At 61.0% G+C, this 10,989-nt stretch carries 11 protein-coding genes; 8 read left to right on the top strand and 3 right to left on the bottom strand.

Features of this window, described 5'->3' with window-relative positions; genetic code table 11:
• Positions 1-142: 142 nt before the first annotated feature.
• Genes gpgS through gpgF form a run of 3 tightly spaced genes read left to right on the top strand, consistent with a single transcriptional unit; the run spans position 143 to position 3,016 of the window.
• Positions 143-1,255, top strand: coding sequence for an N-acetylglucosaminyl phosphatidylglycerol synthase (gene gpgS / locus AC3WN7_RS23590; protein WP_095965406.1), 1,113 nt, complete (start codon positions 143-145; stop codon positions 1,253-1,255).
• Positions 1,248-2,024, top strand: a complete 777-nt coding sequence (gpgD, locus tag AC3WN7_RS23585) for an N-acetylglucosaminyl phosphatidylglycerol deacetylase (RefSeq protein ID WP_102675234.1) — start codon at positions 1,248-1,250, stop codon at positions 2,022-2,024. Before gpgS ends, gpgD begins: the two co-directional genes overlap by 8 nt.
• On the top strand, positions 2,021-3,016 hold the full coding sequence (gene gpgF / locus AC3WN7_RS23580) for a glucosaminyl phosphatidylglycerol flippase (RefSeq protein WP_095965408.1): 996 nt from the start codon (positions 2,021-2,023) through the stop codon (positions 3,014-3,016). Before gpgD ends, gpgF begins: the two co-directional genes overlap by 4 nt.
• Positions 3,017-3,039: 23 nt before the next feature.
• Here the strand turns inward: gpgF and AC3WN7_RS23575 are convergent, their stop codons facing one another.
• Positions 3,040-3,216: a hypothetical protein gene (locus AC3WN7_RS23575; protein ID WP_172435704.1), complete on the bottom strand. Its 177-nt coding sequence runs from the start codon at positions 3,214-3,216 to the stop codon at positions 3,040-3,042.
• 86 nt (positions 3,217-3,302) lie between these two features.
• Entirely contained in the window at positions 3,303-4,151 is an 849-nt protein-coding gene (purU, locus tag AC3WN7_RS23570) for a formyltetrahydrofolate deformylase (RefSeq protein ID WP_007977367.1), read from the bottom strand.
• 336 nt (positions 4,152-4,487) lie between these two features.
• On the opposite strand from purU, the gene mvaT reads away from it, so the two are divergent.
• Positions 4,488-4,865, top strand: coding sequence for a histone-like nucleoid-structuring protein MvaT (gene mvaT, locus AC3WN7_RS23565; RefSeq protein WP_007933316.1), 378 nt, complete (start codon positions 4,488-4,490; stop codon positions 4,863-4,865).
• A gap of 100 nt (positions 4,866-4,965) precedes the next feature.
• On the opposite strand, the gene sbcB is transcribed toward mvaT, so the two are convergent.
• On the bottom strand, positions 4,966-6,396 hold the full coding sequence (sbcB, locus tag AC3WN7_RS23560; RefSeq protein ID WP_102675235.1) for an exodeoxyribonuclease I: 1,431 nt from the start codon (positions 6,394-6,396) through the stop codon (positions 4,966-4,968).
• A gap of 200 nt (positions 6,397-6,596) precedes the next feature.
• Here sbcB and AC3WN7_RS23555 point away from each other — a divergent pair, with 200 nt between their 5' ends.
• From AC3WN7_RS23555 to AC3WN7_RS23540, 4 genes are read left to right on the top strand one after another with little or no spacing between them, the layout of a single operon-like run.
• Entirely contained in the window at positions 6,597-7,322 is a 726-nt protein-coding gene (locus tag AC3WN7_RS23555) for an RDD family protein (protein WP_095965410.1), read from the top strand.
• The gene (locus AC3WN7_RS23550; RefSeq protein ID WP_102675255.1) at positions 7,319-8,296 is read left to right on the top strand and encodes a stage II sporulation protein M; all 978 of its coding nucleotides are present in this window, start codon (positions 7,319-7,321) and stop codon (positions 8,294-8,296) included. The genes AC3WN7_RS23555 and AC3WN7_RS23550 overlap by 4 nt, the downstream gene beginning before the upstream one ends.
• Positions 8,283-9,827, top strand: coding sequence for a DUF4129 domain-containing protein (locus tag AC3WN7_RS23545; RefSeq protein WP_095965411.1), 1,545 nt, complete (start codon positions 8,283-8,285; stop codon positions 9,825-9,827). Before AC3WN7_RS23550 ends, AC3WN7_RS23545 begins: the two co-directional genes overlap by 14 nt.
• Positions 9,824-10,987, top strand: coding sequence for a DUF4350 domain-containing protein (locus AC3WN7_RS23540; RefSeq protein WP_102675236.1), 1,164 nt, complete (start codon positions 9,824-9,826; stop codon positions 10,985-10,987). Before AC3WN7_RS23545 ends, AC3WN7_RS23540 begins: the two co-directional genes overlap by 4 nt.
• Positions 10,988-10,989 lie beyond the last annotated feature (2 nt).

The raw sequence follows: 10,989 nt of genomic DNA, 5'->3' as shown, positions 1-10,989 counted from the left end.
CCTGTGGGAGCGGGCTTGCTCGCGAAGGCGACCTGCCAAACACTACAAAACCCGCTGACACCCCACCCGCACAACCCCAACCGAACATCTATCCTTCATAAAGGTCAACCAAGGGAATACCGGGACCGGAGGATCGTTCATCGTGCATATCGCTGACATCACCATGTTCTACGCCCCTGCCAGCGGTGGCGTGCGCACTTATCTGGATGCAAAGCACCGTCGCCTGGGCATCAAGCCGGGCATTCGCCACAGTTTGCTGATCCCCGGATCGTCCTTGAGCGAGCAGGATGGCATCTTCACCGTTCCAGCCCCTGCCTTGCCCTTCGGCAAAGGCTATCGCTTCCCGCTGCGTCTCGCGCCCTGGCGCAATGTCCTGCAGGATTTGCAACCTGACCTGATCGAAGTCGGCGACCCCTACCTCACCGCATGGGCAGCGCTGGATGCACGGCGGCAACTCGATGTACCGGTCATAGGTTTCTATCACTCGGACCTGCCGCTGCTGGTCAGCAACCGCATGGGCAACTGGGTGACCAATAACGTCGAGGCCTATGTCAGCAAGCTCTACGGCAACTTCGACCGGGTCCTGGCGCCCAGTCGGGTCATGGCCGACAAACTCACCGGGCTTGGGGTCAGGAATGTGTTCGTGCAACCCTTGGGCGTCGACCTGCAAACCTTCAATCCCATTGCCAGAGACCCCGGGCTGCGGGTCGAGTTGGGCCTGGACGACAACACCCGGCTGCTGATCTTCGCCGGGCGCGGTTCCAAGGAAAAAAACCTGCCAGTGCTGCTCGACTGCATGAAACGCCTGGGCCGCCGCTATCACCTGCTGCTGGTTGGCTCGTCGATGCCGACAGCCGTGCCGTCCAATGTGACAGTGATCGACCAGTTCTGCCCGGCGCCACAGGTGGCCCGCCTGATGGCCAGCGCCGACGCCTTGCTGCACGCCGGCGATCAGGAAACCTTCGGTCTGGTGATACTCGAAGCCATGGCCAGCGGTATTCCGGTAGTGGCCGTGGCGGCCGGGGCTTTCGAGGAAATCGTCACCGAGGACTGCGGCCGGCTTTGCGCGCCGAACGATCCAGCCGCGATGGCCACCGCTGTTCGAGACCTGTTCGGCTCGGGCAGCGTAGCCCTGGGCCGCCAAGCGCGGTTACATGCCGAACGGCATTACGCCTGGGACACGGTGGTCACCAGTTTGCTGTGCCACTACCACGCCGTGCTCGGCAGCCAATGGCCGCTGACAGCCAATGGTTGAGTCCATGAACAGGCCCGCTTTACTGCTGGTACTGCACGACGTGGCACCCCCCACCTGGGCCGATTACCAACCGTTCGTCAAAGCCGTCGACGCCTTGGGGGACGTGCCGATCACCTGGCTGGTGGTTCCCGATTACCACAAACACAACAACCTGGACGCCCATCCGCCGTTATGCCGCCAGCTCAGTGCCAGGGTCGCCCGGGGCGACGAACTGGCACTGCATGGCTATTTCCATAGCGACGAGGGGCCGATGCCCCTCAATCCCCGCGACTGGTTCATGCGTCGGGTCTACACCCACGAAGGCGAGTTTTATCGTTTGTCACAAGAAACCGCCCTCACCCGCCTGCGCTCGGGCATCGAGATGTTCCACCGGCATGACTGGCCGCTGGAAGGGTTCGTCGCCCCGGCCTGGCTGATGAGCCAGGGCACTCGCCAGGCATTGCGCCAACTGCCGTTGAGTTACACCAGCGACTCGCAGCATTTATACCGGCTACCGGATTTCACCGCGATCGAGGCGCCGGGGCTGGTCTGGAGTGCGCGCAGTGCCTGGCGCCGGGGTGTATCGAAGCTCGTCAGCGACCACCGTGAACAACGCTGGCAGCACGCCCCGGTGATTCGCCTGGGCTTGCACCCGGTGGACATGCGCCACGAGTTCTCGCACCGATACTGGCTGCAAACCCTTGAACGCCTGCTCGATAATGGACGCATTCCGATGACCAAGTCCCAGTGGCTGGCGCTGCAAAACAACCGGGTGGGCTGCGCCGCATGAGTCGCGCCCTGCTATTGCTCGTCGGCCTGCTCGCGGCAGTGCTGATTCCGTTACTGTTGGGCGGCAGCGAAATCGGTTCCCGGCTGAGCGGTTTTCCGCTGCCGTGGCTGTTGATCATGTTCGGCATGATCCTGCTGTGCTGGGGGGTGAACACCCTGCGTTTGCGCCTGTTGCTGGGGGATCAACGCCACAAGGTCAGCCGGTTCAGGAGCCTTGGCGTGGTGATGGCCGCCGAATTTGCCTACTGCGCCACGCCCGGCGGCAGCGGCGGGCCGCTGACGATCATGGCGTTGCTGGCGCGTCACGGCGTGCGTCCGGCCAGGGGCAGTGCCGTGTTTGCCATGGACCAACTGAGCGACTTGCTGTTTTTCCTCTGCGCCCTGAGCGGGATTCTTGTTTACGCCCTGTTCCAGCACCTCAGTCAGCGCATGGAATGGATGCTGATGGTCAGTGCTGTTTCGCTGTTCGGCGGCTTGATCACCTGCGCCATGGTCGCCCGCTATCACCGCTCGTTGATTCGCCTGAGCGGTCGATGGCTCGCCCGAGTCAATGTCAAGGCAGCCACGCGAATGCGCTGGGCACGCAAGCTCCTGCAGTTTCTGGCGGCGTTCACCGACACGCTGAAATTGCCCGCGCAGACCTTGATCAAGGTTTTCGTCCTGACCTGTGTGCATTGGCTCCTGCGCTACAGCGTGCTCTATCTGGCGTTACGCGGGCTCGGCGCGGATTTGCAGTGGGCCTGGAGTTTTCTGATCCAGATGCTGGCGCTGAGCGCCGGGCAATTCAGCCTACTGCCGGGCGGAGCCGGGGCTGCGGAACTGACGTCGGCAGCGCTTTTGGCACCCATGGTCGGGAAATCCACGGCAGCCGCGGCGATTCTGATCTGGCGGGCGGTGACGTATTACTTCTATTTGCTGGTCGGTGGGCCAGTGTTTCTGCTGATGCTGGGGCGGCCGCTGCTGAAGAAACTGATGAAAATCAGGCAGGCCTGAAAAGATCGCAGCCTGCGATCTTTTTAATCCTTCCCGGTTTCATCGTCAGACTCCTGCTGCAGTTGCTTCCACAACTCGGCTGCCCCCGGAAACTCTGTACCGTCTTCAGGTCCCATGTCATCCGGGTCGTAGCGGCTCAGGCAACCTTCGCCCAGCGTGGCGGGAGCCTTGGATGTTGCTTTGTCCAGTGGATCGGCCATGGTCATGTCCTCGGTGCAAAAACGGCGAAGGGCCTGGAGCGATTGAACGCCCAGGCCCTTCGAATATCAACTGTCCCGCAGGTCTATCAGAAGACGACGGTTTTGTTGCCATGCACCAGCACCCGGTCTTCCAGGTGATAACGCAGGCCACGGGCCAGCACCATCTTCTCGACATCGCGGCCGAAACGCACCATGTCTTCGATGCTGTCGCTGTGGCTGACACGCACCACGTCCTGCTCGATGATCGGGCCGGCATCCAGCTCTTCGGTCACATAGTGGCAAGTCGCGCCGATCAGTTTCACACCGCGCAGGGAGGCCTGGTGATACGGCTTGGCACCGACGAACGACGGCAGGAAGCTGTGGTGAATGTTGATCACCTTGTGCGCATATTCGCTGCACAACTCGGGCGGCAGGATTTGCATGTAACGGGCCAGCACCACCACTTCGGCGTCGTGCTGTTTGACCAGGCGCGATACCTCGGCGAAAGCCGGCTGCTTGTCCTGCGGATTGACCGGGACGTGGTAGTACGGAATGCCGTGCCACTCCACCATGCTGCGCAAGTCATCATGGTTGGAAATCACGCAGGAGATTTCGCAGTCCAGTTCATCGCTGTGCCAGCGATGCAGCAAGTCGGCCAGGCAGTGCGACTCGCGGCTGGCCATCAGCACGACACGCTTCTTTTGTTCGGTATCGGTGATACGCCAGTCCATCGAGAACTCTTCGGCGATCGGGGCAAAGGCTTCGCGCAACGCTTCGATACCAAATGGCAGGGAGTCGGCACGGATTTCGTGACGCATGAAGAACCAGCCACTGAGATTGTCCGAGTGATGGCTCGCTTCAGTGATCCAACCGTTGTGTGATGCCAGAAAGTTACTGACTTTGGCAACGATGCCAACACGGTCCGGGCAAGAAATCACCAGACGAAAAGTGCGCATGAGGGGGAAACTCCAGAACTTCGCAAAGGCCGCCATTCTAGCGATTGCGCAGCAAAACTGCAGTATTGTTGACGTTTCGTCCTGCCGGAAGGTCGGTGCGGCTGGAGCGACAACACCCGTGCCGGTTCGTCCGGATGCTCTAGCGGTGCCGGGCAATTGTTAAATTATGTATATCTGACGGACCGGGATCACACTAATAACGGCATTACCAATGTGCACCCGAGACACAGCAACTAAATTAAATAAAGTTGTCTTAAATGTTTACTTGATGAAACACCGTGACTATTATTGCCGCACTGTCATCTGCCATCCAGCGTACAACATAAGGTAGTTCCCATGTCCTTGATCAACGAATATCGCGCCACCGAAGAAGCTATCAAAGAGCTGCAAGCCCGTTTGAAGAACCTGTCCCAAGACGACAAACTGCAAACCGAGCTGGAATTCGAAGGCAAACTGCGCACCTTGATGGGTGAATACTCCAAGTCCCTGCGTGACATCATCGCGCTGCTGGATCCAGAGTCGAAAACCAAGGCACCACGCGGCGGTGCAGTGAAAACTACCGGCACCAAGCGTGCTCGCAAAGTTAAACAATACAAAAACCCGCACAACGGCGAAGTCATCGAAACCAAAGGTGGCAACCACAAGACTCTGAAAGAGTGGAAAGCCAAGTGGGGCGGCGACGTGGTAGAAGGCTGGGCTACCCTGCTGGGCTAAGCCTCAGAGCCTGTCGCAGATGGATCCGTGACAAAAAAAGGAACGCCAGCAAATGCTGGCGTTTTTTATGCGCGGTATTTAAGCACCGGCAGGTTCGATTTCAAAGATGCAAACGCTGACGCAATCCCAGGACATAATCCTGCCACTCACCGAGCACCCCCTGCTGAAACGCAGTGGCACTAACGCTCAATTGGGCCGCAGCCTCTACAAAACTTTCGAGGGTATTTGGCGCCCCCCATCCGGGGTCTGACAAACGCTTCTGACAGAATATTCGCCAGCGCTCTTGCTCCTCGGCATTCAACGTATCGGGAAAGTTGCGTGCGCGATATCGAAATAATAATTCAGGCAAGCGTTCGTCATCGAAAGGCCACTGCTCTTGTGCCAACTGCATCGGGTCAACGGTTCTGACTTGTTCGCACAAACGCCGGTCCCGATCACCGATGAATCCATCGTATAACTGTTGCTCCGGATCCTGGCTCTGGGAAAAATCTTCGCGGGCATAAATCGCCAGGACTTTATCCAGCCAAACTTTCCGCGTGTCATTTAGCTGCAGCACTCGCTGCTGATACAACGCCATGTCCAGACCCAGGCGCTGCTGATCATCCTGGCGAAGTACCGACAACGGGGCCACCACCGGGCACTTGTTGATGTGAATCAGCTTCAACGGCACTGGCAACTCCCCCTCGGCCAGTTCGTCGTGGCGGGTATACAAGCGCTGACGCAAACTTTCGGCATCCAGGTCGAGCAGGCCCTGGGGGTCGAGGTGCAGGTCACAGACAATCAGGGCGTTTTTGTTGCGTGGGTGCCAGGCCAGCGGCAACACCACCCCCACATAGCTGCGCGCCGCCGAAAAGCGTCCGGAAACATGCACCAGCGGTTGCAGCAGGCGTATCTGGTCCATGACTTTTTGCTTGCTGCGCAGTTGGAACAGCCAGGCGTAGAGCTTTGGCTGTTTTTCCCGAATGAGGCGCGCCAGGGCAATTGTCGCGCGAACATCCGACAGCGCCTCGTGGGCATTGCCATGATCGATGCCGTTGGCCGCGGTCAGGCGTTCAAGCTTGAGGGTGACCCGCCCTTCGTCGTCCGTCGGCCATTGCAGGCCATCGGGGCGCAAGGCATAAGAGGCGCGCACCACATCGATCAGGTCCCAGCGGCTGTTGCCGCCCTGCCATTCCCGCGCATAAGGGTCGAAAAAGTTTCGGTACAGGCTGTAGCGGGTCATCTCGTCATCGAAACGCAGCGTGTTGTACCCCGCGCCACAGGTGCCCGGTGCCGCAAGCTGGGCATGCACCCGTGTCATGAAATCCGCTTCGCTCAAGCCCTGCGCCTGCAGTTGCCCGGGCGTGATTCCCGTGATCGCACAAGCGGCCGGGTGCGGCAGGATGTCGTCGCTGGGTTGGCAATACAGATTGACCGGCTCGTCGATTTCATTGAGATCGAAGTCGGTGCGCAGGCCGGCCATTTGCAACGGACGGTCGCAACGGGGATTGATGCCAGTGGTTTCGTAGTCGTACCAGAAGATGGAGGTCACGGGCGGTTCCTGAACTGAAGATCGGCAAAGTCTAGGCGTTCACCTCCCGCCACGGCCAGTAGTCTTGTCATTCAAGCAGCTTGCCCGGCTCACCATGCAATACATGGTTATGTCATTTCCCTGCGCCCCCGCCCCTCGAATAGGCTGCTAGCATCGGATAGACAGAGAATCCCGACCCAGGTCACATCATCAGGTTGCCCATGCTCGAGACCACAGCACAGCCACGGAATGCGCCGCTGTCACCCCCGCTGGATACGCGGTACCAGGTCGAAACGCCGGAGGGCGTCGACCTGCCACTGCGCCCGGCCGGGTTGATGGTTCGTGCGCTGGCGTTCGCCATCGATCTTGGTTTGCGCGGCCTGGTCCTTGGTGTGCTGTTCATTGCGCTGGCGATGCTCGGCAAATTGGGCGCCGGGCTGGGGTCGATCCTGCTGTTCGGGGTGAGTTGGTGGTACATGGTGCTGTTCGAGGTGCTCAACCAGGGGCGCTCGCCGGGCAAGCAATGGATGGGACTGCGGGTGGTGCACGACGATGGCACCCCGGTCGGCTGGTCCGCGTCGCTGCTGCGCAACCTGCTGCGCGTTGTCGACCTGTTGCCCTTCGGTTACTTCCTCGGGGCCATCAGCTGCCTGCAACACCCCCACTTCAAGCGCCTTGGCGATATCGCCGCCGGGACCCTGGTGATCTACCGCGAACGCTCGCACACCCGCCCCGAACTCCCCGAAGCCCAGCCCCGCCGCACGGCATTTGCCCTGACGCTCAGCGAGCAACGGGCCATTCTCGGGTTTGCCGAGCGCCAGGGCGAACTCTCCCGGGCGCGGGTCGATGAACTGGCTGCGATCCTCGCCCAACCGTTGCACGTCCCGGCCGCGCAGGCGGTGACCGAGCTCAATGGCATCGCCCGCGGCCTGCTGGGGCCGACATGAAGCAAAGCCTTTTTGAACGTCGGCACAAGGCCGAGTGGGACCGTTTCTGCGGGCTGCTCGAGCAGTTGGAACGGGACGGCAAGGTCACCGACACCGGCAGTTTCCCGAAGGACTACCGACGCCTGTGCCAACACCTGGCACTGGCACGGGAGCGTGGCTACAGCAGTTTTCTGATCGACTCGTTGCAGCAACAGGTGCTGCGCGGGCATCAACAGCTTTACCGTCACCGCAGCCGCCTGGGGGCCAATGCGCTGGCTTTCATCCTCGCGGATTTCCCGCGCCTGGTGCGCGAACAGTGGCGCTTCGTGCTCGCCGCCAGCCTGATGTTCTTTGTCAGCCTGGCCGGTTTCGGGGTGCTGGTGTACCTGTTCCCGGACCTGATCTACAACCTGATCCCCGCCGAACAGGTCAGCGAAATGCAAAGCATGTACGACCCCGTTGCCGGTCACCTCGGACGCACGGCGGAACGGGTCGCCAGTGAAGACTGGGTGATGTTCGGCTACTACATCATGCACAACATCGGCATTGCCTTTCAGACCTTCGCCAGCGGTTTGCTGTTCGGCCTGGGCAGCGTGTTCTTCCTGATTTTCAACGGCCTGATGATTGGTGCGGTGGCCGGGCACCTGACCTACGTCGGCTACGGGCAGACCTTCTGGTCATTCGTGATCGGTCATGGCGCTTTCGAACTCAGCGCCATCGCCCTGGCAGGCGCCGCCGGTCTGAAGCTGGGTTGGGCGTTGGTCGCCCCGGGGCGCCTGCCCCGCGCCGAGTCCTTGCGATTGGCGGCGCGCGAGAGCGTGCTGCTGATCTGCGGGGTCATGCTGTTCCTGTTGATCGCGGCGTTTATCGAAGCCTACTGGTCATCGATGACTCGCCCTTCGTACCAGACCAAGTACCTGGTCGGCGCGGCGCTCTGGTTGCTGGTGGTGGTTTATTTCGTATTCGCCGGACGTCGCCGCCATGCGCCTGAATGACGCCAGCGTGGTCATTCGCCCGCGCTCGACCTGGGAAGCCATGGACCTCGGCGTGCTCCTGAGCCAGCGCCACCGACGCCTGCTGATGACCAGTTGGGCGTTGCTCACGTTGCCGGTGTTCGCGTTGCTCAGTTGGGGGCTCTGGGACTCGCCTTCTCTCGCCGTGTTGATTTTCTGGTGGCTGAAACCGGCATTCGACCGTTTGCCCTTGTACATCCTGTCCAAAGCCATGTTCGGCGAAACACCCACGGTCAAGCAGGCCCTGCGGCAATGGCCGCGGTTGCTCAAAGGGCAATTGCTGGCCAGCCTGAGCTGGCGACGCCTGAGTCTGCAGCGCAGTTTCGTGATGCCGGTGGCGCAACTCGAAGGCCTGGACGGACAACAACGCCAGCAGCGTTTAGCGGTGCTGCTGCAGCGGGACGCCGGCGCCGCACGCTGGCTGACGATCATCGGCGCGCACCTGGAAGGCGCGCTGTGGATCGGCTTGATGGTGTTGTTCTATCTGCTGTTGCCACAACAGGTCGCGCTGGACTGGAGCTGGCAGTCGCTGATCTCTGCGGCCACCCAGGACTGGCGCTGGCTGGAACACCTGACCAACCTGTTTTATGCAATGGTGTTGGTGGTCTGGGAGCCGATCTATGTCGCCTGCGGTTTCAGCCTTTATTTGAACCGGCGCACTGTGCTGGAGGCCTGGGATATTGAACTGGTGTTCCGCCGGATGCGCCAGCGTCTGATCAGTGCGAGCAGCGTGCTGTTGATTGCCGTGATGTTGCTGATGTCACCTGCACACAGCGTGTGGGCCGCCGAACCGGCCATTTCACCCGACAGCCCACGCCTGCTGGACCAACCCCTGAACACCCAGGTCGCCAGGGACAGCATAAAGACAATCCTCGAACAGCCGCCCTTCAAGAACCGGGAAACGGTGACACGCTATCGCTTCAGCAAAGCCCCGCCGGACGCTGAAGCGTCCGGCGACGGGCAGACACCGCAATGGTTGAAGTCCCTGTTGAAGCTGTTTGAGGGACAGCACTTCAGAGCCTTGGCGAACCTGATTGAAATCGCGCTGTGGGCCATCGTCATCGGTGCTGTCGGCCTGTTGATCTGGCGCTATCGCGACTGGGTGCAGGCGTTCGTCAGCCGGCGACCGACCCTCGGCGCCAAAGCCGTGCACCCCTTGCCGCAGCAGGCGTTTGGACTGGACCTCAAGCCCGAGTCCCTGCCCGCCGACATTGCCACCCGCGCCGAAAGCCTCTGGCAGAGCCATCCGCGCGAAGCCCTTGGCTTGCTCTATCGCGCCCTGCTCAGCCGCCTGTCGCACGACTTCAACATCGCGCTCGAGGCCGCCGACACTGAAGGGCAGGTGCTGCAGCGCATCGAGCAATTACAGCAACCAGCCTTGCTGGCCTACAGCAAAAACCTGACCGGGCACTGGCAAGACATGGCCTACGGTCACCGCCTGCCCCCCGCACAGGTGCAACAGGAACTGTGTAACGGCTGGCGCGTGTTGTTCGACCCGGAAGCGCTCCGTTGAGTCGGCGCCGGGGGACGATCGCCATTGCCCTGCTCGCTGTGCTGGTGGCTGCACTGGGTGTTTATCTGTACCTCAAGGCAACCCCTTACCAGGTCGAAATCGACCACGGTCCTTCTCCCGAAGCCAGGGCCAACCCTTATCTGGCGGCGCAGCTGTTCCTGCGTCAGCAAGGCCTGAGCGTCGATCACGCCAACGGCCTGGACATCCTGCCCAGCCTCGATCCGCATCGACACAGCCTGTTGTTGCTCGGGGACCGCTACAACATGACGCCACGGCAGATCGACCAGGTGATGAACTGGACCCGGGGCGGCGGCCGGCTGCTGTTCGTCGCCGAGTCGTTGTGGGATGAAAAAATCGGCCACAGCAATGACCTGCTGCTTGACCGGGTACAACTGCGCCAGTCCTTGAGCAAAGACCTCAAGGAGTCGCCACCGGATGTCGGCGACGATCCTTACCCACAACTGACCAAGCTCTATCTGGAAGACGAAGACGCCCCGGCCTATGCCGGTTTCGATACCGCCTTCCATCTCGAAGACCCGAAAAACCTCGCCCAGGCCTGGGCCAACAGCGCCAGGGCGACGCACATGATGCAACTCGATTACGGACTCGGATCGATCATCGTGGTCACCGATGCCGACCTGTGGAAAACCCCGGCCGTCGAGCAATACGACAACGCCTGGCTGCTCTGGTACCTGACCGCCGACACCCGCGTGACGCTGATCTTCAATACCGATCACGACAGCCTGCCGACCTTGCTGCTGCGTGACTTCCCCCAGGCGCTGGTCGCGTTGTTCGCCTTGATCGGCCTGGGTTTCTGGCACTTTGGCGTGCGTCAGGGGCCGTTGCTGGAACCGGCACCGAAAGCACGCCGGCAACTGCAGGAGCACCTGCGCGCCAGTGCCGACTTCCTGTTGCGCCGCAACGGTCAAGCCGGCTTGCTGCAAGCCTTGCAGCAGGACATTCTGCGGCGCGTGCGCCGTCGCCATCCCGGCTTTGAACAACTCGCCGTCGCCGAACAATGGTTGGTGCTCGCACGCCTGAGCGGCCAACCCACACGCGCTATCAGCCAGGCCATGAGCCCGCGTCCGAATCAACGGCTTTCCAGCGTTGAATTCAGCCGACAGGTCGCCCACCTGCAATCCCTGAGGAACGCCTTATGATC

The sequence above is a fragment of the Pseudomonas sp. FW305-70 genome, from assembly GCF_058783925.1.
This window is presented reverse-complemented; position numbering and strand designations above follow the sequence as displayed.

Bases quoted from the DNA above. Each gene is read 5' to 3' on its own strand.
- gpgF (WP_095965408.1), top strand. From the start codon at position 2,021: ATGAGTCGCGCCCTGCTATTGCTCGTCGGCCTGCTCGCGGCAGTGCTG.
- AC3WN7_RS23555 (WP_095965410.1), top strand. From the start codon at position 6,597: ATGCTCGAGACCACAGCACAGCCACGGAATGCGCCGCTGTCACCCCCG.
- AC3WN7_RS23550 (WP_102675255.1), top strand. From the start codon at position 7,319: ATGAAGCAAAGCCTTTTTGAACGTCGGCACAAGGCCGAGTGGGACCGT.
- mvaT (WP_007933316.1), top strand. From the start codon at position 4,488: ATGTCCTTGATCAACGAATATCGCGCCACCGAAGAAGCTATCAAAGAG.
- AC3WN7_RS23575 (WP_172435704.1), bottom strand. From the start codon at position 3,216: ATGGCCGATCCACTGGACAAAGCAACATCCAAGGCTCCCGCCACGCTG.
- AC3WN7_RS23545 (WP_095965411.1), top strand. From the start codon at position 8,283: ATGCGCCTGAATGACGCCAGCGTGGTCATTCGCCCGCGCTCGACCTGG.
- purU (WP_007977367.1), bottom strand. From the start codon at position 4,151: ATGCGCACTTTTCGTCTGGTGATTTCTTGCCCGGACCGTGTTGGCATC.
- gpgD (WP_102675234.1), top strand. From the start codon at position 1,248: ATGGTTGAGTCCATGAACAGGCCCGCTTTACTGCTGGTACTGCACGAC.